This window comes from Haloferax sp. ATCC BAA-644 (assembly GCF_000336975.1).
GTDB lineage: Archaea > Halobacteriota > Halobacteria > Halobacteriales > Haloferacaceae > Haloferax > Haloferax volcanii.
Window position 1 is genome coordinate 81774 of the sequence record NZ_AOLF01000022.1, and the last position, 22442, is coordinate 104215.

Annotated in this window: 21 protein-coding genes and 1 tRNA gene; 14 read left to right on the forward strand and 8 right to left on the reverse strand. The window is 63.2% G+C overall.

The window, feature by feature from the left end; translation table 11 throughout:
- Positions 1-89: 89 nt before the first annotated feature.
- Positions 90-1232: a CBS domain-containing protein gene (locus tag C458_RS10515; protein WP_008575551.1), complete on the reverse strand. Its 1143-nt coding sequence runs from the start codon at positions 1230-1232 to the stop codon at positions 90-92.
- A gap of 389 nt (positions 1233-1621) precedes the next feature.
- Between C458_RS10515 and C458_RS10520 the strand changes: the two genes are divergently transcribed.
- The 6 genes from C458_RS10520 to C458_RS10545 all read left to right on the forward strand — a co-directional run bounded on the left by C458_RS10520 (position 1622) and on the right by C458_RS10545 (position 11206).
- Positions 1622-3904 (forward strand): type II/IV secretion system ATPase subunit, encoded by a 2283-nt coding sequence (locus tag C458_RS10520; RefSeq protein ID WP_008575553.1) that lies wholly within the window; start codon positions 1622-1624, stop codon positions 3902-3904.
- Positions 3894-6020, forward strand: coding sequence for a type II secretion system F family protein (locus C458_RS10525; RefSeq protein ID WP_008575555.1), 2127 nt, complete (start codon positions 3894-3896; stop codon positions 6018-6020). Before C458_RS10520 ends, C458_RS10525 begins: the two co-directional genes overlap by 11 nt.
- Positions 6021-6024: 4 nt before the next feature.
- Positions 6025-8196 carry a hypothetical protein gene (locus tag C458_RS10530; RefSeq protein ID WP_008575557.1) on the forward strand — a complete coding sequence of 724 codons (2172 nt, stop codon included), beginning with the start codon at positions 6025-6027 and terminating at the stop codon, positions 8194-8196.
- A gap of 3 nt (positions 8197-8199) precedes the next feature.
- Entirely contained in the window at positions 8200-9930 is a 1731-nt protein-coding gene (locus C458_RS10535; protein WP_008575560.1) for an Ig-like domain-containing protein, read from the forward strand.
- Between the two features lie 118 nt (positions 9931-10048).
- Entirely contained in the window at positions 10049-10753 is a 705-nt protein-coding gene (locus C458_RS10540; protein WP_008575561.1) for a haloacid dehalogenase type II, read from the forward strand.
- A gap of 81 nt (positions 10754-10834) precedes the next feature.
- On the forward strand, positions 10835-11206 hold the full coding sequence (locus C458_RS10545) for a hypothetical protein (RefSeq protein WP_008575563.1): 372 nt from the start codon (positions 10835-10837) through the stop codon (positions 11204-11206).
- A gap of 92 nt (positions 11207-11298) precedes the next feature.
- Here C458_RS10545 and C458_RS17890 read toward each other — a convergent pair whose 3' ends face one another.
- On the reverse strand, positions 11299-11865 hold the full coding sequence (locus C458_RS17890) for a hypothetical protein (protein WP_008575566.1): 567 nt from the start codon (positions 11863-11865) through the stop codon (positions 11299-11301).
- A 436-nt stretch (positions 11866-12301) separates the two neighbouring features.
- On the reverse strand, positions 12302-12910 hold the full coding sequence (locus C458_RS18940; protein WP_008575570.1) for a hypothetical protein: 609 nt from the start codon (positions 12908-12910) through the stop codon (positions 12302-12304).
- 497 nt (positions 12911-13407) lie between these two features.
- Here C458_RS18940 and C458_RS18470 point away from each other — a divergent pair, with 497 nt between their 5' ends.
- From C458_RS18470 to C458_RS17905, 3 genes are all read left to right on the forward strand, one after another.
- A complete protein-coding gene (locus C458_RS18470) occupies positions 13408-13557 on the forward strand; it encodes a hypothetical protein (RefSeq protein ID WP_192815237.1) in 150 nt (49 codons plus the stop codon).
- Positions 13557-13745 (forward strand): hypothetical protein, encoded by a 189-nt coding sequence (locus tag C458_RS10555; protein ID WP_049896763.1) that lies wholly within the window; start codon positions 13557-13559, stop codon positions 13743-13745. Before C458_RS18470 ends, C458_RS10555 begins: the two co-directional genes overlap by 1 nt.
- A gap of 388 nt (positions 13746-14133) precedes the next feature.
- Complete coding sequence (locus C458_RS17905) at positions 14134-16041, forward strand: Eco57I restriction-modification methylase domain-containing protein (protein ID WP_152418133.1); 1908 nt, start codon at positions 14134-14136, stop codon at positions 16039-16041.
- Here C458_RS17905 and C458_RS18145 read toward each other — a convergent pair.
- Complete coding sequence (locus C458_RS18145) at positions 16024-16845, reverse strand: hypothetical protein (RefSeq protein WP_152418134.1); 822 nt, start codon at positions 16843-16845, stop codon at positions 16024-16026. The two genes, C458_RS17905 and C458_RS18145, sit on opposite strands and share 18 nt — an antisense overlap.
- 110 nt (positions 16846-16955) lie before the next feature.
- Here C458_RS18145 and C458_RS10565 point away from each other — a divergent pair, with 110 nt between their 5' ends.
- On the forward strand, positions 16956-17243 hold the full coding sequence (locus C458_RS10565) for a helix-turn-helix domain-containing protein (protein WP_152418135.1): 288 nt from the start codon (positions 16956-16958) through the stop codon (positions 17241-17243).
- A 281-nt stretch (positions 17244-17524) separates the two neighbouring features.
- Here the strand turns inward: C458_RS10565 and C458_RS10570 are convergent.
- The 4 genes from C458_RS10570 to C458_RS10585 form a co-directional block, all read right to left on the reverse strand.
- Positions 17525-17599, reverse strand: a tRNA-Val gene (locus tag C458_RS10570).
- A gap of 71 nt (positions 17600-17670) precedes the next feature.
- On the reverse strand, positions 17671-17922 hold the full coding sequence (locus tag C458_RS10575) for a hypothetical protein (RefSeq protein ID WP_008575578.1): 252 nt from the start codon (positions 17920-17922) through the stop codon (positions 17671-17673).
- A 259-nt stretch (positions 17923-18181) separates the two neighbouring features.
- Positions 18182-18715, reverse strand: a complete 534-nt coding sequence (locus tag C458_RS10580; RefSeq protein WP_004062575.1) for a cob(I)yrinic acid a,c-diamide adenosyltransferase — start codon at positions 18713-18715, stop codon at positions 18182-18184.
- On the reverse strand, positions 18712-18951 hold the full coding sequence (locus C458_RS10585; RefSeq protein ID WP_004969721.1) for a glutathione S-transferase N-terminal domain-containing protein: 240 nt from the start codon (positions 18949-18951) through the stop codon (positions 18712-18714). The genes C458_RS10580 and C458_RS10585 overlap by 4 nt, the downstream gene beginning before the upstream one ends.
- A gap of 188 nt (positions 18952-19139) precedes the next feature.
- Here C458_RS10585 and C458_RS10590 point away from each other — a divergent pair, with 188 nt between their 5' ends.
- The 4 genes from C458_RS10590 to C458_RS18475 all read left to right on the forward strand — a co-directional run bounded on the left by C458_RS10590 (position 19140) and on the right by C458_RS18475 (position 22432).
- Positions 19140-20246: a metal ABC transporter substrate-binding protein gene (locus C458_RS10590; RefSeq protein ID WP_008575581.1), complete on the forward strand. Its 1107-nt coding sequence runs from the start codon at positions 19140-19142 to the stop codon at positions 20244-20246.
- Positions 20243-21085, forward strand: coding sequence for a metal ABC transporter ATP-binding protein (locus C458_RS10595; RefSeq protein ID WP_008580210.1), 843 nt, complete (start codon positions 20243-20245; stop codon positions 21083-21085). Before C458_RS10590 ends, C458_RS10595 begins: the two co-directional genes overlap by 4 nt.
- Positions 21082-22080 carry a metal ABC transporter permease gene (locus C458_RS10600; protein ID WP_008575587.1) on the forward strand — a complete coding sequence of 333 codons (999 nt, stop codon included), beginning with the start codon at positions 21082-21084 and terminating at the stop codon, positions 22078-22080. Before C458_RS10595 ends, C458_RS10600 begins: the two co-directional genes overlap by 4 nt.
- 175 nt (positions 22081-22255) lie before the next feature.
- Positions 22256-22432, forward strand: coding sequence for a hypothetical protein (locus C458_RS18475; protein ID WP_004042289.1), 177 nt, complete (start codon positions 22256-22258; stop codon positions 22430-22432).
- Positions 22433-22442 lie beyond the last annotated feature (10 nt).

The window sequence follows — 22442 nt, forward strand, 5'->3', positions numbered from 1 at the left end:
CCGACTCCCGCTCCTGTCTCCGATTTCCGTTCCCGTTCTCGTTTCCGTTCCCGTTCGGGCGCCCCGGTGAGCGCCGGCGAGGCTGCGACTTACAGCTCGTTGAGCTTGCGGAGCAGCTGGCCGCGGTAGCGCTCGTCGGCCTCGAAGCCCTTGACTTCGAGCACGTTGCGTTCGAGCTTGTCGAGCGCGACGTGGAACGCGTGTTCCGCGCCGTAGCCCTCGCCGCTGCCCGCCAGTTGGCCGTGGCTCGTGCGGAGCCGAATCTGGCACTGGATGAGCGGCGTGCCGCGGAGCTTCTCTTTGTGCTCGTGGAAGCGGACGTGGGCGTGGAGCACGCTCATCCGCTGGTACTTGTCCGCGACCTCGGTGATAGCCGAGTTGATGTCGGCGCGGCTCAGCGTCTCGATGAGGCCGATGTTCGTGACCTGCACGTCCATCTGCTCTTCTTCGGTGTAGGTGAGCGCGCGGAGCACGTCGGTCTTGGTCACGACGCCGAGCACCGCGCCGTCGTCGTCGGCGGGCGTGACGACCAGCCCGGCGATGTCGTGTTCCAGCATGCGCGCGACCGCGTCGCGGACGCTCTCTTCGGGCGTCGCCGTGCGCGCCGGACTGGTCATCAGGTCGTAGACCGGGAGGTCGAGCATCCGGTCGGTGTCGCCGCGGCGGTCCTGCTTGCCCTGCCGACCCTCGTCGCGCACCATGAACTCGACGAGGTCGTAGGTGGTCAGAATACCTTCGAGGCGGCCCTCGTCGTTGACGACCGGCAGCCGCGAGACGCCGTGTTCGCGGAGACGGTTGATGGCCTGCCCGAGGTGGTCGCGCTCGCCGACGGTGACCACGTCGTCGGTGTAAATCTGCTCGACGGTCAGCGCGTCGAGATTGTCGAGGACGGCTTCGAGGATGGCGTCCTGCGTGATGATGCCGTACTGTTTTTCGCCCTCGTAGACCGGTGCGACCTTCGTGTCGCCCTCGACGAGCATCCGCGCGACCTCGCGCACGTTCTCGTGGCGGTCTATCTTGGGGACGGCCTTCGTCAGCGCGGCCGCTTTGGTGTTGTCTTCGACGTGCGAGTTGATGAGCTGCTTCTCACCGATGACGCCCGCGTACTCGCCGTCGTCCTGAACGATGATTCCCTTAGGGTTTTCCCGCTCGAAGATGGAGCGGACTTTGCCTAATCGCTCGTTAACGTCGACCTCGATGAAATCAGGAGTGGCGATATCAGCAATATCCATAATACATCCTTACATACAACGCCTCGTCTCTTGAAGGTTCGTCCCGTTTCCATCCGCTAGGAAGGACCGAAATCGCAAGGCCACGACGGGGCTGAAGGAGCGAATTCCGACGGCAGACGGCCTATGACCATTGGTAACACTCCTATTTCGATGATATCACCGTTTCTTGCCGACGCGTCGGCCGGTGCTGTCGGCCGCGAGGGGCAGTACTGTCATTCGATTGCCAGCCGTTGTCGGGTCATCTCGGGGGCGACAGCCGGTCTCGCCCCCGCCGAAAGCGAACCAGTTAGTTCCCCGAATTCAGCGGTAGCCCCGGCCTAACCGGCCGAATTCGGATATCTAGTCGCTCCATACTTACAGCCGTTCCTACCGTTCAGTATTTCCAGAGAATGGCGTCTCCTGACAAGAACTCCCAAACTGACCGCCTCGATGGCGAAGAATCGTTCCGAGCAGACGGTGCCGGCACCGCCGAACTGGTCCCCACGACCGGGCCGGAGGCGATGGCCGCCCGCGCGAGTGAACTCCCGGTCCCCGCGTCGGACCGCATCGAATACGGCCCCGCCGACCCCGTCGCCGACGACGGCGCGGACGACGACCGCCCGGAGACGCTCCGGGAGGCCGTCCTCCGCGAAGTGAAGGCGTTCTTCGCTGAAGTCGACGACGAGACGGCGTTCGCGCCGGCTCCCTCCGATGCGTTCATCGAAGACCAGTTCTTCGACTTCTCGTTCCTCGACGGCGTCGAGACCGTCGAACACTACTGGGTGAACAAGCCCTTCGCGTTCGTCTCCATCCTGTACGACCACGAGAAGCGCGAACACCGGTACCACGTGAGCGAGCCGCGCCTCGACGACTTCGAGGACTTCGTGCGCGACGACCTGACGAAGATTCTGCGCAACAGCCTCTTGTACCGCGACCTCGACGCCGACGGCGACCGCGAGGACGTGTTCGACGACGAGGCCCGCGACATCATCTCCGAACACGCCGCGACGGTCGAAGACGGGTCGCTCTGGAAGCTGTTTTACTTCCTGCTGCGCGACTTCATCCACTTCGGCCGCATCGACCCCGTGATGCGCGACCCCGGCATCGAAGACATCTCCTGTGACGGCGACGACGTGCCCGTCTACGTCTTCCACAGCGTCTACCGGGACGTGCCGACGAACGTCGTCTTCGACGACGGCGACCTCTCGTCGTTCACAATCCGCCTCGCGCAACGTGCGGGCAAGCAAGTGACCGTCTCCGACCCGCTCGTGGACGCGAGCCTCCCGGACGGCTCCCGCGTCCAGTTGACCCTCGGCTCCGACGTGGCCACCCGCGGGTCGAACTTCACCATCCGGAAGTTCTCGGACGTGCCGCTGTCGCCGGTCGACCTCGTGCGCTGGAACACCTTCAGCGTCGAGCAGATGGCGTACTTCTGGCTCGCCATCGAGAACAACCGCTCGCTCATCTTCGCGGGCGGCACGGGCTCCGGGAAGACCACCTCGATGAACGCGGTGTCCTTCTTCGTCCCCGGCCACGCGAAGGTCGTCTCCATCGAGGACACGCGCGAAATCACCCTCCCGCACGACAACTGGATTCAGTCCGTCACCCGCGACACGTTCACGGCCGACGGCCGCGGCGAGGTGTCGATGTACGCGCTCCTCCAGGCCGCGCTCCGACAGCGCCCCGAGTACCTGCTGGTCGGTGAGATTCGCACGGAAGAACGCGTCGCACTGACGTTCTTCCACTCCATCGCCACGGGCCACACCGCGTACACGACGTTCCACGCCGACTCCTCGGAGGGCGTGGTCCACCGCATGCGCAACGAGCCCCTCGGCGTGCCCGCCCAGATGCTCTCTGACCTCGACATCATCTCGGTCCAAAAGCAGATTCACCTCGACGGCGACCGGACCCGCCGGAACATCGCCGTCACCGAAATCGCCGGCGTCGACGACGACGGCGAGGTCGAACTCCGCGACGTGTTCAAGCGCAACCCCGAGAACGACGCTCACGAGCGCGTCGGCGACTCGGTCGTCCTCGACGAAATCGCCGCCGAGCGCGGCTGGACGAAGGCCGATCTCAGACACGAACTCGACGTTCGCGCCGACGTGCTCCGGTACATCGCCGCCTCGGGCGTCGACGACTACCGGACCGTCTCGGCGGTGATTCGCCGCTTCGAGCGCGACCGCGAAGGCCTCCTCGCGCACGTCTACGCCGAGACCTCGCTGGTCTCCGTCGACGAGGCCGACGAGAGCGACGCCGATGACGCGGCCGCAGCCGACGGAAACGACGCCGCGGCCGACGACTTCGACGACGAAATCGAGGTCTCGCCCGAGACCGAACGCCTGCTCGCGGACCTGTTCGATATCGAGTTGGACGACGGCGCGGACGACGATGCCGACGACGATGAGGTGGCTGACGCCGCCGACGAATCCGATGACCCCGACGATGTCGGGACCGACTGGGAAGTCGTCGGTGACGACGCCGACGCCGGCGCAGACGACGCGGAAGCCGATTCCGCTGTCGTCGCGGACGCCGTCGAGTTCGACGAAATCGCGGCAGCCGGCCCCGCGCCGGCCGATGACGCTTCGGACGCATCGGATGCTTCGGACGCCTCGGACGCGTCGCCCGACGACGCCGGCGCAGACGACGAGACCGCGACCGACGACGACCGGGAGGCCACCGATGGCCGCTGACTCGTCGGCGTCGGTTCCCCTGCCCGACTACGAGGTCGAGCAGTACTTCCCGCGCGAACACTTCGACGAGTCGCCCGAGGAGGTCGAGCGACTCCGCCAGCGCTACGGCTACGTCCGCACGTACTTCAAGCGCCACCCGGCGGGCCACCGCGACCTCCAGCGCTGGCTGAACCAGACCCGCGTGGGCACGACCTACGACCTGTATCTCACCCAGTCGATGAAGCTGGCGCTCGTCACCGCGGCGTTCGGCTCGCTCGTCGGCCTCGCGCTCACGTTCGTCCTCGCGCGCACGGGCGTGCTGGCGAACGCGTCGAGCCCCGTGAGCCTCGGCGTCGCGGCGGGGTACGTCGCCCCGCTTGCCCCCTACAAGGTGCCCATCCTCGGCGCGGCCCTGGTCGCCCTCGTCGGCGGGGTAGCGGCCGCCGGGACCTACTACGCCCGGTACTACCTCCCCAAGAGCCGCGCCGAGATGCGCGGCCGCAGCATCGACATCCTGCTCCCGCACGCCATCGTCTACATGTACGCGCTCAGCCACGGCGGGATGAGCTTCCTCGAAGTCATCCGCTCCGTCGCCGACGCGCCCGACTACGGCGAGGTGTCCCGCGAGTTCGAGATGATCGCCCGCGACATGGACCTGTTCGGTAACGACCTGTTCACGGCGCTCCGCAACTCGCGGAACCTGACGCCCTCGATTAACTTCGAGCAGTTCCTCGACGACCTGCTTTCGGTCCTCGACTCCGGCGGCGACGTGACCGCCTTCCTCGACCGCGAGTCCGCGACGTACCTCGAAGAGGCCCGCGACGAACAGGAGGACTTCATCGAGACGCTGTCGATGCTCTCCGAGGTGTTCGTCGCCGCGTTCGTCGCCGCGCCGCTGCTACTCATCGTCACCCTGATGGTCATCAGCTTCCTCGGCGGCGACACGCTCGTCCAACTGTACGCGCTGAACTACCTCATCTTCCCGCTGGGGATGGGGCTGTTCCTGCTCCTCGTGGACGTGCTCTCCTCGCCGTACACGCAGGACACGGTCCGGACGAAACACGACGTGACCGTCCTCGAAGAGATTCGGACGGTCGCGGTCGACTTCCTCGGCGCGATGCGCCGCGAAATCCAGCGCGCCCGCGAAGCCCGCTGGGGGAGCGACGACATCGCCTCCGACGGCGGCTTCGTCGACGAGCGACTCGACGACTACCGCCTCGAAAACGCGGTGTACGAGCTTCGGACGCTCATCGGCGACCCGCTGGACATCATGCGCCGCCAGCCGTACCTCTCGGCGGTCGCCACGGTTCCCCTCGCGCTCCTGTCGGTCGTCGCCGTCTACGCGCTCGGCCTCGCGACGCCGACCCTCGACGCCATGCTCGCGAACCCGTACAACACGACGGTCTGGTACGTCGTCCTCCCGTTCGCCATCGTGGCGGTCCCGCTGACGGTGTTCCACGAGCTGCGGACCCGCCGCGAGCGCACGCTCGAACGGCGCTTCCCCGACACGCTGAACCTGCTGTCGAGCGCCAACCAGATGGGTATCTCGCTGGTCGAGTCGCTCGCGCTCGTCTCCCGCTGGTCGACCGGCGCGCTCGCGGACGAACTCCGCGCGCTCCGCAACGACATCCGCTGGAACCACGACGCCCACGCGGCGCTCATGGCGTTCGCCACCCGGCTCAACGTCCCGCAGCTCTCGCGGGTCATCCGACTCATCGCCAGCGGCGGCCGCACCAGCGGCGACCTCTCGCGCGTCCTCAGCGTCGCCGCGGAGGACACCCGCAACCGCTACAAACTGGAGAAGTCCCGCCGTCGCGCGATGGGCTCGTACATCGCCATCGTCGTCATCGGGTACTTCGTCTACCTGTTCGTCATCCTGATGCTCGGCGCGAGCTACCTCGGCCCCCTCGCCGAGATGTCCGTGCCCACGACGGCGTCGAACGGACAGTCGCTCCCCATCGGCATCTCGTCGGTGCCGCTGGCGAACTTCCACGTGGTGTTCTTCCACTCCGCGCTGATTCAGGCGGTCGGCAGCGGGCTCCTCGCCGGCAAACTGGCCGACAACAGCGCCCTCAGCGGGCTGAAGTACGCCCTCGGACTGTCCGCGCTGGCGCTCGTCGCCTTCGCACTGGTGTAAGGCCATGACTCACAACACTTCCCCCAAACACACGGAATCGCCCCGCAGGCACGCACTGCGCGGGTTCGTCGCGGGCGCGGCCCGCCGCGGCTCGCACCTCCGCGGTGACCGCCGCGGAGCCTCGGCCATCCTCGGCACGATGCTCGCGTTCGCGCTCGTCGTCTCGCTCGTCGCGATGGTGCAGGTTTCCGCGGTCCCCGCGTGGAACCAACAGACCGAGTTCGAACACCTCACGGCCGCCGAAACCGACTTCGCCGCCTTCGACGAGAGCGTCTCGAAGGCGGTCGACGGCCGGCAGACCCGCGCGACCCTCGACGCCGGCGTCGACTACCCGACCCGCGCGCTGTTCGTCTCGCCCGCCGCCGGCTCCGGCAGTCTCCGGACGACCGACCCCGCGACGGCCCGCATCTCCGGCGCGGTCGCGACCGGCGAGACCGGAACCTACTGGGACGGCTCCGAACACGCGTTCGACACCCGGCAGTTCGTCTACCGCCCCGACTACCGGTACCTCCAGAGCGAACCGTCGCTCGTCCACGAGGGGACCGCACAGTACACCGCCTACGCGGGCAGCGAGGTCGGCGCGACCCAGTCGCTCGTCGACGGCACCAAGGTGTCGCTCGTCTTCCTCGAAGGCGACATCGACACCGCGACGAGCGAGGCGACCACCTTCGGCGTCGTCCCCCTGAGCGCCGGCACCGACTACATCACCGTCACCGACGCGGGCGCGCCAATCACCATCTCGGTCCCCACTCGGCTCTCCGAAGACGCGTGGCGCGACCTGCTTGCGGACGAGCCGAACGTCCGTTCCATCTCGTACGCGACCGGACCCGACTCCAACACGCTGACGGTCGAACTCGAACCCGGCAAGACGTACGACCTGCGGCTCTCGCGGGTCGGCATCGACACCCCCGGCGCGCTCCAAGCACCCGCCTACATCGTCGACATCGAGGGCGACGACGCCGTCGTCCCGCCGGGTGCGAGCCACCGGGCCGTCGTCGAGGTCCGCGACGCGCAGAACAACCCCGTCCCCAACGCGGTCGTCACGGCCAGCCCCGGCCTGACCGCCGAGAGCGGGCGCATCGTCGCACGTGACACCGGCACCGTCTCGACCGTCACCGATTCGGACGGCCGCGCGACGTTCGTCTACACCGCGACCGGAAGCGTCGACGGCGTCGTCAACGACGCGTTCGACGTGGTCGTCGAGGACGCCTCGGGCGCGACCGTCGACCGCGTGACCTTCGACGTACAGCTCCGGGAGGGCGGCGTCACCGACCCGCTCCGTGGGCTCGTGGCCGCCGTCGACGACCCCGGCTTCGTCTACGCCGACGTCGACGGCAACGGCGAGTTCGACGGCGCGGACTACCGCGTCAACGACACCGGCACGGGCGGCGACGTGAAATACGACGCCGGAACCGACCGGCTCGTCGTCCCGCCGAGCACCGGAACCATCGTCTCCGACCGCGACATCACCCTCGCGGGCGACGGCGTCTCGCTCCACGTCGACGTCGTCGCCACCGGCTCGAACAGCCGGGTCGACATCGACGCCGGAAGCGGCTCGCTGGCCGCGGTCGGCGTGAGCGTCACCTCGGTGTCGGGCCAGGACATCACCGTGACCGCGGGCGACGAAATCGACCTCTCGGGCGCGTCGGTCACGCAGGGAAGCAAAGCCAGCCTCTCCATCGAGGCCGGCGGCGACATCGACCTCGACAACGCCGGGGTGACGGTCGCACAGGACAGCAACAGCCTCCGCATCGTCTCGACGAACGGCTTCGTCAGCGCCCGGAGCGCCGACATCAGCGGGAAGGGCGACATCCGAATCGACGGCGCGGACGGCGTCGACCTCGCCGGGGCCGGCCTCTCGGGGGTCAAGGACAACGGCGCGCTCGACGTCGCCTCCGCGCGCGGCGGGGTCAATCTCAACGGCGTGGTCATGCTCGGCGACGGCGACATCGCCGTCGACGCCGAGGGCAACGTCTTCGTCGTCGGCGCGAACATCGCCTCGACCAAGACGGACGTGGTGATAACCTCCGACGGCGGGATGGTCAGCGGCCGCGAGGCCGCCATCTCCGCCGAGGACGACGTGGTCATCACCGCGGCGGTCCGCATCTACCTGCCCGACTCCTCCATCGAAGACGAGGACACGCCAGAACTGAACGCGCCCGAAGTGGAGGTCTGAGCCGTGTCTCGCCTCTCTCTCGACTCCCGCGGCGTCTCGGAAATCCTCGGGCTGGTCTTCGCGTTCGGGCTGGTCGTGTCGGTCATCGCGGTGGTCCAACTCGCGGGCACCCCCGTCTGGACCGCCGGCGACGAAGCCGACCACAGCGCCAGCGTCTCGACGGACCTCGCGTCGCTCGACTCGCAGGTGTTCCGCGCCTCCGGCGTCGAGGCCGGCAGCCGCGTCGCGGTCGACTCGGACGTGTCGTACCCCGAGCGGTATCTCGTGGTCTCGCCGCCCGACAGCGTCGGGACGTTCCGGGTCGACGGCGCGGACACCGTGACGGTCACGGGCGTCTCCGCGGTCGGTCCCGAAGCGGTGTTCTGGGACGGCACGACCCGCACCTACGAGACCGGAGCCATCGTCTACGAGGCCGACTACGCCGAGCGCGACGAGGCGCGGATGGTGCTCGAAAGCGGCGTCTCGTACCTCGAAACCGACGGGACCCCCGTCGTTCACCGCCAGTCGCTCGTCCGCGGCACGACCGTCACGCTCGTGTTCTTCGAGGGCGACCTCGACGGTCACACGACCGCCGGCGACACCGTGGCGCTCGCGCCCGTCTCCGTGCGCTCCGAGTCGCTGCCGGTGTACAGCGCCACCGACCCGGTGCGCATCTCGGTGCCGACCTACCTCTCGGAGGACGCGTGGGTCGAGCTCATGGCCGAGGAACCCCACGCGCGGGTCGTCTCCTACGCCGACAGCGGCGACCACGCGGTCGTCACTATCGAACTCGACGCGGGCGTCCGCTACGACTTCCGCGTCGCCCGTCTCGGCGTCGGCGAGGCCGTCGAACCCGACCCCGCCGCCTACGCGGTCGCGGTCGAAGGCGAGGACGCCGCGGTCCCCTCGGGCGGCCGCGAGACGCTCACTGTCCGCGCGTTCGACCGCTACGGCGCGCCCGCCGCGGGCGCGACGCTGACCGTCAGCCCGTCGACCCCGCTCGGCGGCACCGTCGCCCCGTCCGCCGGGGCGACCGCCGTCACCGACGAGTCCGGCCGCGCGAGCTTCACGTACACCGCGCCCGACGACGTGACCGAAATCGAAGGCGACACCGTCACCGTCACCCTCGACGGGGCGTCCGGCCCCGGCGCGACGGTCACCTTCCCGCTGGAAGTCCGCGGGACGGGCGAGAGCTACGAGGTCCGAAACACCACCGCGCCGACGCCGGAGCCCGAAGACGACTTCGACATCGACGACGGCGAGGTCGTCCCGTCGGACGACTTCACGGGCGAGTTCGAACTGCTCGGCAGCGCTATCACGGATGGGTGGCACGACGTGCCCGTCTCCGTCACCTTCGTCGTCGACGGCGAGCAGCACCACTCCGCGGACTGGGACAACGTGAACGACCGCCGGTCGCACTCGTTCAGCGTGGCCGGCGACGCCGGTGACTCGCTCGCCATCATCGCCGCCACCGACGGCTACGTCACCGCCGACTCGTCGGTCGACCACCGACAGGTCGCGGTCCTCCGCGACGGCGACCGGGTCCCGAAGATACGGGGCTACAACGGACAGGACGACGCCGCCGAGTTCGTCGCACCCTACATCAGCGACGACGGGAAGACGATGGAGCTCGACAGCAACCAGGCCATCTTCCTGTTCGAACTCGGAACGACCGACACGCACAGTCCCGCGTTCGATATGCAGGACGTGGTCATCCTCGTGACCCTCTGGGAGGACGGGGAGGGAGGCGACTGAGCCGGCCGCCACCCGCCCGTCGCGCTCGTCAGGAGCGCCGACCCATTCTTCGGTCTTTTTTCCGTCGCGTCCGCGCGACCGCCGTATCGTTAACATCAGTGTCGCCGTAGGGTCGCGTATGTCGTTCGACCCCGACCGCGTCTCTACGGTCACGTTCGACTCGTACAGCACGCTCGTGGACGTCGACGCCGCCGAGAAAGCGCTCGCCGAGCGCGTCGAGGACCCCGAACCCGTCTCGAAGCTGTGGCGGTCGCGGTCGCTCGAATACACGTTCGTCGGCAACCACGTCGACGAGTACGAACCCTTCTACGAAGTCAACCGCGCGGCGCTCCAGTACGCGCTGGACGCCCACGGCGTGTCGGTCTCCGCGAGCGAGCGCGACGAGATTCTCTCGGTGTACCACGAACTCGACGTGTTCGATGACGTGCGCGACGCGGTCGGTCGCCTCCGCGACGCCGGCTACGACTGCTACGTCGTCTCCAACGGGAACCCCGAGATGCTCGATTCGATGGTCGACCACGCCGACATCCGCGACCTCCTCGACGGCGTCGTCAGCGCCGACGAGGTCGCAGTGTTCAAACCCGACGCGGAGCTCTACCGCCACGCGGCCGCCCGGACCGGGACGCCCATCGACGAAATCGCCCACGCGACCGCCGGCTGGTTCGACGTGATGGGGGCGCAACACGCCGGAATGCAGGGCGTCTGGGTCGACCGGAAAGCGTCGCCGTGGGAACCGTTCGGCCCCGAGCCAGACATCACCGTTCCCGACCTCACGACGCTCGTCGAGGCGCTCGCCGGCGGCGGCCCGAGCGCGGCGGACTGACGCTCGCGGCTCCCGCCGCGCCCGAGACGGCGCGTGGCATATGCTCACAATACTATTACCGCTGGCCGCACATCTATCCGGATGGAACGGCGGCGCGTGAAAGGCGGGATTCTGGCCGCTATCGGGTTCGTTCTATCTCCGCTTTCGTGGTGGAACGACCTCGTGGTCAACCTCCCCCTGGCCTACGCGTTCGGCGTCGCGGTGAGCCTCATCTCCAGAAGCTGGTTCCTTCCGGGCGTCGTCGCGGGCTACTGGCTGACGAACGTCATCGGGTTCGTCCTGCTTCACAAGGGCGCGGTCGACGCAGTCTCGGCCGAGTCACATCCGTACACCGCCCGACGGTTCACCAAAGATTTCGCCATCTCGGTCGGCTACACCGTGCTCGTGGTGCTGTTGGTCTGGTTCGGGTTCCTCAGCGTTCCCGACGGCCTGCTCGCGGCGCTCGGTCGCTGACTTCGGTCGGGCCGGTCGGGCCGGCGCTCGCCGCGAAAAGATAGCTCCGAGCCGACCCGGTGGTGGGTCCGAGTCGGCCGGTAGTCGGCGGTTCAGCTCTCCGTTTCGTTATGCACGGGTGTCTCGGTCGGCGGTGCTGTTTCCGTGTCGTCGTCAGTGGTTGTCGTTTCGTCGTCAGCGGTCGTGGTTTCGTCGTCAGTGGTTGTTGTCTCCGGTTCGTCAGTGGTCGTCGTTTCGTTGTCAGTGGTTGTTGTCTCCGGTTCGTCAGTGGTTGTCGTTTCGTCGTCAGCGGTCGTCGTCTCCGGTTCGTCAGTGGTCGTCGTCTCCGGTTCGTCAGTGGTCGTTGGTTCCTCCGTCGTCGGTTCCTCACCGACGGTCACGACTGCGTCGTCGGTGACGGGCGTGCCGTTGACCGTGTACGGGCCGTCTTCAGTTCCGTTGGAGGTGAGGAAGTCGAGCGTCTGGTTGTCGTTGGTGTCGAGGTGCGCCTGCGCCGTGAGGTTCACGCTCTCGTTCTCGCTCAGCGGTTCGAGGAGCGGCACGGTGACGTTCTCCTGTGGGCCGGAGTCGAGGTAGTCGGTCGCGCCGACGACCGAGCCGTTCTCATCGAGGATGGCGATGTAGCCGCCGTCGGAGAGGTTCGCGTTCGCGACGGTCACGTTCGTGCCGTCGGACTCCTGGTCGTCGAACTNATGGCGATGTAGCCGCCGTCGGAGAGGTTCGCGTTCGCGACGGTCACGTTCGTGCCGTCGGACTCCTGGTCGTCGAACTGGAGCGTCGCGGTCGGCTCGTCGGTTCCGTTCGTCGGCTCCTCGCTGACGGTCACGACTGCGTCGTCGGTGACGGGCGTGCCGTTCATGGTGTACGGACCGTCCTCGGTCCCGTTGGAGGTGAGGAAGTCGAGCGTCTGGTCGTCGTCGGTGTCGAGGTGTGCCTGCGCGGTCAGGTTGGCACTCTCGTTCAGCGGTTCGAGGAGGGGCACGGTGACGTTCTCCTGCGGGCCGGAGTCGAGGTAGTCGGTCGCGCCGACCACGGAACCGTCCTCATCGAGGATGGCGATGTAGCCGCCGTCGGAGAGGTTCGCGTTCGCGACGGTCACGTTCGTGCCGTCGGACTCCTGGTCGTCGAACTNATGGCGATGTAGCCGCCGTCGGAGAGGTTCGCGTTCGCGACGGTCACGTTCGTGCCGTCGGACTCCTGGTCGTCGAACTGGAGCGTCGCGGTCGGCTCCTCGGGTTCGGGCTCGGGCTGTTCGCCCACGGTGAGCGTCGCCAGCTCGCCGAAGTCGCGCGTCTCGACCCCGTGGATGTACGTCCCGTCTTCGAGGTCCGTCGTGTTGACGTCGAACTCGATGGTCTCGGTCTCGTTCGGGTTCAGCGCCCAGCCGGTCCGTTCGACCACGTCGCCTTCGAGCCGGAACTCGACGCACTGAATCATCGGCACGTCGTTCGGATTGGTGATATCGGCCGACACCGTCACCGGCTCACCGGCTTCGACGCCGGACGGCGCGGAGAGATTGCTCACTCCGAACGACTCGTAAGTTCCGTTGCTCGGATACGTGCAGTACTGTGTCTGCGTCTGTGTCTGCGTCTGTTCTTGTACCTGTGCCTGCTGTGTATCGACCGCCGCCAGACCGGTCCCCGACGCCGCCGCGACGAGGGCGACGACGACGAGGACGCCGGCGATACGTGTTCGTGTGCTCATGTGTCTGCGATGACAATCTACCGACGCCGCCGGCAAAAGCTGACGAGATAGTTTCAATAGTTTCGCGCGTTGGCTGTCAACTTACCTGACGGTGTAGACGGTTAGTCCGTCTCTGATTCCGATACTGGTGGCCTCTCGACCGATTTTTCTGCAACAGTTCACCAAACACGATGTTTCACGCGAGACGCTACGCGTTAACTGTCAGAAAATCGAGTTTGTCGCCAATGCTAACGGGGTAGCTTCTCGTTTATTCGAACGTCCTGACAGTTTGAGTGACGCGGCCGACTGAGCGTTTCGAAACCGGGACGGTGTCGAATCGCTGGCTGTCTCCGCATCCCCCGGAGACGAAATGTTCGACTTCCGAACCGGATGTTTATTGACTCGTTACGTTGAGTAGTGTGGCCTAATATCGGTATTGTCGTTACATTCGAGTACGCATTCGAGGAATAGCACACCATATCCAAAACTTCTTGTACCTGTGCCGTATTGGGCTGTGTATGAGCGAATCCACCGAGAATTCGCGGATTGCACCGTACACGGAGTACTCGCGCACCCGTTCGCGGTGCCCTCGATGCGGGACCTCGGTCCCGAAGGAGGCGGTCGGCGACGCGCTGTGTGCGAGCTGCAAGGCGGACGTTTCCATCTGATGAGCACGGCCGCACCACACAGTTCCGACGAATTGGCGGATGCGCCCGTGTTCGACCTCGAATGCATCTATGACGACCCGGAGAACCCGAGCGAACTGACCGTGTTCTCCCCGAAATCCGAGGAGTTGACCACGTCGTGGATTACGGTCGACCGCGGCAGCGCCGTCTCGCTCGACGAAATCGCGTAGGCGTCGGCGGGCGGGTTCTTTTGTTTTTGAGGTTGACTACCTCGTTCAGTTCCACGGATGTCTCGCTCGCTAAGCGTGCGAGATGTGAGACGGTCAGTGGGCCGATTCGAACATACACCCGCCCGCGCAGTCCAGCGATTATAGCCCACAATGGGTCGTAGGACGGTGCGGCACGAAGTGGTGAAGCGTGACCATCCTCGGCAGCACCTCCTGACGTGAGTCCGCTTCAGAGGCAATCGATGAGCCGACAAATGAAACCCGAACGCGCCGTCGAACAGTACTCAAAGAACGGAAACTAACGAGTCTGGGCGTTTGGCGTCTGCTGACCGCTTTCGACCAGAGGGTTAATACGATTACTTCGTAAACCATAGCCAAGGAACCTTTGTCTATGTCGGCAGAAGCTCAAAATGTGAATTCGATGGATGAGGATGCTGTGTTGAGGGTTTTGGAGCAGTATGCGCTTGAGGAACTGGAGGCAAATTTGGTGACGTTTTATCTTGATACTGTTGGAGTGGATTATTCCCGCTCAGACTTCCTCAATAATGTCACATCTTTGGCTACTGACCAAGATATTTCCAATATCGTTCAGACTCTATTCGGTAGGACGCCCGAGAGTATTTCGCTCAATTCGGTATTGAGAGTATTCGAACTAGCTGTTGAGGAGGAAGAACGCGAGATTAACGGCGTGTATTACACACCTGAGAAGGTTATAAACTATATCCTTGAGCAAACAATTCATGGCGACGATACAGTCTGTGATTGTGCCTGTGGTGCAGGTGCATTCTTGGTTCAGGCTACCACTCATCTTCGCCAGATAACCGATAAGTCGATTAAAACCATCATCCGTGAGAACGTGTATGGCTCCGATATTCTGGAGAATAACGTTCGAGAAACTAAAATTGCGTTATCACTCTTAGCAGCAGAAAACGGGGAACTTGTGGATAATAATGACTTCAATATTATCCAAGCCGATGCGCTCCGACAGGATTGGAATGATGCCTTCCCTGAGATTGCTAATGATGGCGGATTTGATGTTATCGTTGGAAACCCACCATACGTTAATATCCAAACGATGGATGAAGAACTAAAGGAACATGTTTTAGACCAATATGACACAGTTCAATCAGGGAATTTCAACACATATATTCCCTTCATCGAGTTAGGCATTGAGCTGATTAATGAAGGAGGAAAAGTCGGATATATACTTCCACTGAATTACTTTACAACACTGACGGGAGAAGACCTCCGAGAGTATTTACAAGATGGCAAGTATGTGTCCGAAATAGTCGATTTCGGGGACACCTTGTTGTTTGACGACGCATTAACATACACTGCGATTTCCATATTCTCCAAAAGCAGCAAAAGTAGCTTTGATTATATCAAGGTTGACTCCGTTGATGACCTCAACAATCTCCCCGACCGAGATTTCATCGATATAAAATATTCCTCTATTGATTCGGAAAAATGGAGGTTGCTAGATGAAGATGAGTTTAGCAATATTCGGAAGATAGAGTCCTTCCAGCCTCTGGATGAAGTCTCTGGAATCCATACGGGAATTGCAACGCTCAAAGATAGCGTGTACATCGTAGATGCGGTCGACCTCGATAATGAGTATTTCACGATAACATACGAAGGAGAAACATATAGAATCGAGAAAGAGATTACAGAAGAACTTGTGAAGATCTCTGCAATTGAGGCTTCCTCTGACTTGAAAAACAACGCAAAACGGATTATCGTCCCCTATAAAAAGCAGATTCAACGGACACTCACTGGGGACGGCAAGCAGGTGGAGACAACTATAATCCCTGAAGATGAATTAAAAGAGGAATTTCCGGGGACGTACGAGTATCTTGAGGCAGCCCGCGACGAACTCGCAACTCGTGAGAAAGGCGATGGTGTCGATTACGAGCCGTGGTATAAGTATGGCCGGGAACAGGGGTTAGAGTATATCGGTGAGAGGCTTTATACACCAACATATAGCAGTGGACCGAAATTCCTCCATCATGAGACGGAGTATTCGTTGTTCGCGAATGGCTATGCTGTTTTCCCAAAAACGGTTGATATTGAGATACTTGAGCGAATTCTGAATTCGAAAGTGATGGATTACTATATCCGCAACACGAGCAAAGAGATTCAAGGCGATTTTCAATGTTATCAAAAGAATTTCATTAGGAAATTTTCTGTTCCCGAATTCTCCTCATCGGAGAAAGATGAACTGAGATCCCTATCGGACCAAAAGGAAATTGATCAGTACCTTATCAAAAAATATGGTCTGAGTTTAGAAGTCAGTAATTGAAGATTCCGAGTCGTCTGTATCGGCTTTCTTGTCAAAGTCGTGAATTTGCGAGTACCGTCTTTTATAATCGCTTAGTAGCTTCTCGAAGAAATTCTCGACAGAGATTACATTAGAACCATATATTTCAGCAAATTCCGGCGTGACAAGTCCCTGTTCAACAAACTCATCAATATCGTCCATGATGCGGGGAGGAGATTGCTCGAAGTCAACAATAAGTAGGCACATAGCTTCGTATTTCCACTTTTCATCCTCTGGAGTTTCACGACCGCTAAGAGACGAGTAACTGCTTATGAATTTTTGAATATCAAAATTCTCTGAACGCTCGACAATATTTTTCTGCTTTGCTGATGAGTCGTACCCCCTTTTTGGGAGTAGGAAAAAGTACCCGAGGGGGAGATAAGGGAATCGGTTATGGAGATTAAGTGACTCGGCATAGATTCGCTCAAAAATAGTGTCAAAATTTTTGCCAATTGAGCTCAGTTGGCTACGAACGTTAATTGCCATTCGCGGACCAAGAACAGGGCCATCCTCCTCGTAGCTATGAACTAGTATATCCTGACTTTTTGTCTTCGGAAATCCATATACCGTGGCAGATGTGTCGCTAGGATGGGAGTCTTCGTGGATATATTGTGGATTCACTCCGTTATCCACCAGCTGGTCAATTATGTACGAGTGAATGCGTCCAATAAGCTTTTCACTCCGTATCAAAGAATAGCTCGGATTCTCGTCCGGATCTTCGATAGCAGACTCAAAGTCAGCTTTTATACCCTCAAGAATACTGCCAAGCTCATCTCGGTCGTACATTCCTTTGTTCGTTCCCACTCTTGGTTGAAACGGGTGTGTTTCTAACTTTGGAAACTAGTTTCTCATATGGGCAACGAACATATTTTTCCGTTAAACGCAACCACCCGGTTGTGAACATCGAGGACGTTTGTTCTGCTCTCTCCAACCCAACCCGACGACGGCTTATGTCAGTAGTAATTGCAAGGGGGCCGATGAGTAGTAAGCAGGCGCACGAAATATATCAACAGAAGTTTGAGACGTACCGGCGTGAGTCGATATACAAATCGTTAGAGACGTTAGTATCGGCAAACCTTCTTGAGAAAACGTATGATGAAGATGACGGGCTTCGGTATTCTGCCCGGATGACTCAGCTCCAATTGAATCTTGAGGGCATGGAGGTTGAATCAGTAGCTGAATGAATAGAAATATGTGATAGTATTGTATATCTCGTCTGTTCTGTGGGACGGTAAATGGGACGCGGCAGTCTGTTCAGGATTACAAGAGAACGGTGTTAATGCCGACTTCAACCACGATACTGCCGCTGGGGGTTAACTACTCGGTACGAACACAGTGCGTGATGGTCGGAGCGGATTCGAACCTCGGTCGCTCGCTTCGTTCGCTCCCTGCTTCGAATCCGCCGTGACAATTTTCGATTCCACGGACGCCTCGCTGTCGCTCGTCGTTGCGAGGAATCAGAAAATGGGTTGGGGCGGATTCGAACCGCCGGCCTGCTCCGTGTGAAGGAGCCGTCATAACCTGGCTAGACCACCAACCCGGCTACGATTCCGCTTTCCCGCGCCGCCAATTAAGACTTACGTTGTGCCCCGATTCGGGGCGCAGACACACCTACTCGGGTCGCCGCACGCGACGCCGAACCCGCCCGGCGACCCGCCGACTCCGCGTCGCCGCCCGGCGCGCCCCGTACTCGACGCGTTCCCGCCGCGTCTGCGGCGCAGGTTGTTTCTCGTCTTCGACTTCGCGCCCGAGCGCCGCTATGAGGCGACGACGGAGCGGTGTCGTCTCCTCGTCGAGTCCGGCGTACAGGTGCTCGAACCCCCGTCGGAAGTAGTACCGCGCGTCGGTGAAATGTCGGTTCATACCTCCGGATAGTCCCGCGGACGAGAAAACGGTTATGTCGCGCGGTACCGAATCTCATATGTCTGAGAAAGAGCGATACACTTTAGTAATTCTTAGGCATACCTAAAACTGGGAACGCAGGCCACGCTTCGTGGTCGATCCCAGTTAGCGTCTGGCCCCTTCCGGGACGGCGATACCGTGGGCACGATTCGTCCGTCCTGGTCCCATTATCCTCGCGAGCGACCGCGCCGACACCGGCCGGTGCGTCGGCCGCTCGGACTCAGTACGTCGGTGACTCCTCGGGTACCCCGTCGCGCTTGTTGACCAGTCGCGCGAAGACGAACAGCGCGTCGGAGAGGCGGTTGAGGTACGCGACGACTTCCTCGTTGACGGGTTCTTCGGCCGCGAGCGAGACGGCGCGGCGCTCGGCCCGCCGCGACACCGCGCGGGCGTGGTGGAGTTTGGCCCCCGTCTCGCTCCCGCCGGGAAGGATAAACGACGTGAGCGGGTCGAGTTCCTCGTCGGCCTCGTCTATCCACGCTTCGAGTTCGTCCACGTGGTCGGCGGCTATCTGCGGGTCGCCCTCGTCGGGGTCGGGGTTCGCGAGGTCGGCCTGCACGATGTGGAGGTGGTTCTGGACGGCTTCGAGTACGTCGTCCACGTCGTCGTGGCCGGTCGGACGGACCGTCCCGATGAGGGCGTTCACCTCGTCGACCGTCCCGTAGGCCTCGATTCGGTGGCTCGTCTTCGACACGCGGGTCATGTCCCGCAGGTCGGTCATCCCCTCGTCGCCGCGGCCGGTGTATATCTTCATGCCAGCGTCTGGTCGACGTACCGGAGGATGTTCTCGCTCTCGGACATCGTCACGCCGCGGTCGCCGTCGACGAGGACCGGGACGCCGCGCTGACCGCTCACGCGCTTGACTTCGTTGCGGTCCGAGTGCAGCGCGTCGACCCACTGCGTCTCGTAGTCGACGCCCGCCTCCGAGAGCGCGTCGTGGACTTTCTCGCAGTACGGACAGCCGTCGAGCGCGTAGAGTTCGATTCCCATGTCCCGTCGTTGGACGCGCCGACCCAAAGAGATTTGCACGCCGGTCGGCCCGACCGCCGCGCCTCGACCGTCGTGCCGTCGGTGCCCCGTGCGCTGTCGCGGCTCGTCACCCGCCAGTTTTAGATACATCAAAATTCAAACTTAGAGCAACAAATCTATATGGTAGCTTGTATCTATTTCACATAGTGATGAACACGAACGCAGATTCGTCCGCCCCCAAACTCTCTCGGCGGTCGGTCGTCGCGGCCGGTTCCGGTCTGTTGACGGCCGGTCTCGCGGGCTGTCTCGGCGGCGGTGGCGGCGCGGGAAGCGGAAGCGACGGCTCGAACACCGACTCGAACGACGCCTCCGGCGGGTCCGAGTCCGAAGACGGCCCTGTCGTGGTCGCCTCGTTCTTCAGCTTCTACGACTTCGCGCGCAAGGTCGCGGCCGACACCCCGGTGACGCTGAAGAACCTCATCCCGACGGGACTCCACGGCCACGGCTGGGAACCGGACGCGAGCGTCACGCGCGACATCATCGAGGCCGACGCGTTCGTCCACGTCGGGAAGGACTTCCAGCCGTGGGCCGACCGCGCCATCCAGACGCTGAAAGACGACGGCGTGGACACCCAGCTCATCAACGTCCGCGAGGGCGTCGAACTCGTGGAACTCGCGGCGAGTCTCGACCGTGACGAGGAGGGCGTCGGTGAGGGTCGCGGGAGGGACCCCCACTTCTGGCTCGACCCGCGGCGCGCCAAGACCGCCGTCGACAACATCGCCGAGGGGCTGGTCGAACTCGCCCCCGAGTACGAAGAGACGTTCCGCGACAACGCCGACGCGTACAAGGCCGACGTGCTCGACCGCATCGACCGCGACTACCGGGACATCTTCGACCGGGCGTCGCGCAAGGTCGTCCAGTTGGCGGCCCACAACGCCTTCCAGTACATCGGCGTCCGCTACGGCGTCGAGATGCGCCCGCTCGTCGTCAACCTCGCCGCCAGCGGCGACGTGAAGCCCTCGGACATCACCGAGGCCAAGCGCGTCATCGAGGACAACGACATCCGGTATATCGGCGCGGGCGTCTTCGAGACGCGCCGCCCCGCGAAACAGCTCATCGCCGAGACGCCCGTCGAGGCGTACTTCCCCGTCACTCCGTACGCGGGCGTCCGCGAGGACTGGGTCGCAAACGACTGGGGCTACGAGGAAATCGCGTACAACATCAATATGCCCACCTTTGAGGTCGTCCTCGGCAACAAGTCGCCCGAGGAGGTCGGTCCCGACGGCTGGGCGGACGAGTGGAGGAACTTCGAATGAGCGCCCTTCGGAACGGCGAATCCGCCGAGCCTGCCGAGCCCACCGACGCCGGCGTCTCCGACGACGCGAGCCGAGACGCCGGCGGCTCGTCCGACCCCCTCGTCGAACTCGCAGACGTCGAGTTCGGCTACACCGCGACGCCCGTCGTGGAGGACATCTCGCTCCGCATCGACCCCGGCGAGTACGTCGCCATCGTCGGGCCGAACGGGTCGGGGAAATCGACGCTGATGAAGCTCATCCTCGGTCTGCTCCGGCCCGACGAGGGGACCGCACGGCTGTTCGGCGAGCCCGCCCACGCCTTCGACGACGGCGCGCGAATCGGCTACGTCGCCCAGCACGCCAGCGCCTCCAAGGAGATGCCCATCACGGTCCGCGAGGTCGTGGAGATGGGTCGGTTCCCCCACGTCGGCTTCGGCCGGCTCTCGGCCGAAGACCACCGCATCGTCGACGAGGCGCTCGCCACGGTCGGGATGTCCGACTTCGCGGACCGCCGGGTGACGAAGCTCTCGGGCGGCCAGCGCCAGCGCGCCTTCATCGCCCGCGCGCTCGCCGGCGAGGCCGACCTGCTCGTCTTGGACGAGCCGACCGTCGGCGTCGACGCCGAGTCGGTCGACGCCTTCTACGACCTGCTCGAATCGCTCAACGAGGGGGGAATCACGATTCTCCTCATCGAACACGACCTCGGCGCAGTCACGGATCACGCCCGGCGCGTCGTCTGTCTCAACCGCGAGGTCTACTTCGACGGCCCGACCGACGAGTTCGTCGACAGCGACGCGCTCGCGCGGGCGTTCGGGACCGCGGCCTCCTTCGCGGGCGGTTCGGGCGGTGGTCGCCCGTGATACCCGTCGAACTGGTCGCCGCGTTGCAGGCGGGGCCGTTAGACGCCGTCCTCGCGCCGCTCTACTGGGTTCTCGCGCTGTGGTCAGACCTGCTTTTCGCCGTCGGCGACGCGACCGGTCTCGGCTTCCTCGACTACCGGTTCATGCACCGCGCCATCCTCGTCGGCCTCTGTATCGGCGTGATGGCCCCCCTCATCGGGACGTTTCTCGTCCACAGACAGCTCGCGCTCATCGGCGACGCGCTCGCCCACACCGCCTTCGCCGGGGTCGCCGTCGGCCTCTTTCTCAACGGCGTGTTCAGCCTCGGCGTCTCGCCGTACCTGACCGCCGTCGTCGTCGCGGTCATCGCGGCGCTCCTCATCGAACTCATCTCGGAGGCGACTGACGCCTACAACGACGTGTCGATGGCTATCGTGCTCTCGACGGGGTTCGCGCTGGGGACGGTCCTCATCAGCCTCAACGCGGGCGGCCTCGCGGTCGGCATCAACCAGTACCTCTTCGGCAACCTCTCGACCGTCTCGGCGGAGAACGCGGCCATCCTGCTCGTGCTGTTCGCCGTCATCGTCGGCACCGTCGCGCTCACGCGCAACCAACTGCTCTACGTGACGTTCGACGAGACGGCCGCCGCCGTCTCGGGTATCTCGGTGACGTGGTACAACCGCGTGATGGTCATGCTGACCGCGCTGGTCGTCGTCGGCGCGATGCAAATCATGGGCGTCATCCTCGTCGCCGCCATGCTCGTCGTCCCCGTCGCGGGCGCGGCGCAGGTCTCCCGAAGCTTCTCCGAGTCGCTTCTCGTCTCCGTCGTGCTGGCCGAACTCGCCGTGCTCCTCGGCATCGGCGCGTCCTATTACGGCGAGGCGACTGCCGGCGGCGTCATCGTCCTCGTCGCGGTCGGCATCTACGTCGTCGCCGTCGCCATCGGCAAGGTACAGGCGCGCGCCGGCGACGACGCGACCCCCGAACTGGGGAGCATCGACTCCCGCGAGGCGTAGCCGCGGGACTCGACTGCACTCTCTCCTGTCTGCGCTCGGTAGGCGGTCGCCGCACGCGGACTGACGTGGAATTCGACCGCAACCCCGATTTGCTATCGCGATATTTGGTTTATTTCCTCTTCCACAGCGTCCGCGAACCAATATCTTCAACAACGACTACCACGGATTCGACCCCATGAGCGACCTCGAAATCGAACGCGAGTGCCCGGCCTGCGGCAACGACACGTTCTACCTCGCCGCCAGCATGGAGATTCACCTCGGCACGAAGACGAAGTGGCACTGCACGGAGTGCGACTACGGCTACATCCACATCACGGACGACATCGAGACGTACGCGAAAGCGGAAGCGTAACCGCGAAAAG